This is a genomic window from Mycobacterium sp. E2699 (genome assembly GCF_001666745.1).
Lineage (GTDB): Bacteria > Actinomycetota > Actinomycetes > Mycobacteriales > Mycobacteriaceae > Mycobacterium.
Map to the genome: position 1 here is coordinate 1 of NZ_LZJH01000120.1, position 1,058 is coordinate 1,058.

The following is a 1,058-nucleotide window of genomic DNA, read 5'->3' on the forward strand; positions in this document are numbered from 1 at the left end:
CGGGGTCAAGGATTGATGCGGGTCCAGCGCGCACCGGAAGCGAAGGGCCGGACTCCGTCATGAAGTTTGCCTTGGCGAGCTACGGAACCCGCGGCGACATCGAGCCCCTCGCGGCCGTCGGTCGCGAACTGCAGCGCCGCGGGCACGAGGTGCGGGTGGGCGTGCCGCCCAACCTGATCGGCTTCGTGGAGTCGGCCGGGCTGCCCGCGGTCGCGTACGGGCAGCGGGATTCTCAGCAGCAGCTGGACGAGGACTTCCTGCACAACTCGTGGAAGTTCACCAACCCGGTCAAGCTGGCGCGCGAGGCCATGGAGCCGGTCCGGGCGGGCTTCGACGAGCTGGGCGCCGCGCTCAAGCCGCTCGCGGACGGGGTCGACCTGCTGCTGACCGGCCAGCTCTATCAGGAAATCGCCGCCAACGTCGCGGAGTACTACGACATTCGGTTGGCCGCCTTGCATTTCTACCCGATGCGGCCCAACGGACACATCGCGTTCCCGGCGCGCCTGCCCGCGCCGCTGGTGCGCTCGACGATGAAAACCCTCGACTGGATGTACTGGCGGTTCACCCGGAGCGCCGAGGAGGCGCAGCGCCGGGACTTGGGACTGTCCAAGGCCACTTGTCCTGCGCCGCAACGGATGTCCGAGCGCGAGGCGCTGGAGATCCAGGCCTACGACGAGTTGTGCTTCCCCGGGCTGTCAGCGGAGTGGGGCGCTCGGCGGCCCTTCGTCGGGGCGCTCACCATGGAGTCGCCCACCGACGCCGACGACGAGGTCGCCTCGTGGATCGCCGCGGGAAAACCGCCGATTTACTTCGGTTTCGGCAGCACGCCGGTCCAGTCCCCCACGGAGACGGTGGCCATGATCGCCGACGCCTGTGCCGAGTTGGGCGAACGGGCCCTGATCTATTCCGGCGGCGAGGATTTCGAGCCGCGTCCCGACGTCAAGCTGGTCGGCCACGTCAACTACTCGACGATCCTGCCCGCCTGCCGCGCGGCCGTCCACCACGGCGGCGCGGGCACCACGGCGGCCAGCCTGCGCGCCGGGCTCCCGACGTTGATC

The 1,058-nt window shown here is 69.7% G+C and carries 1 protein-coding gene; it reads left to right on the plus strand.

Features of this window, described 5'->3' with window-relative positions:
• Window positions 1-59: 59 nt before the first annotated feature.
• On the plus strand, window positions 60-1,058 hold a 999-nt coding region (locus A5696_RS20810; protein WP_067882894.1), incomplete at its 3' end, for a glycosyltransferase.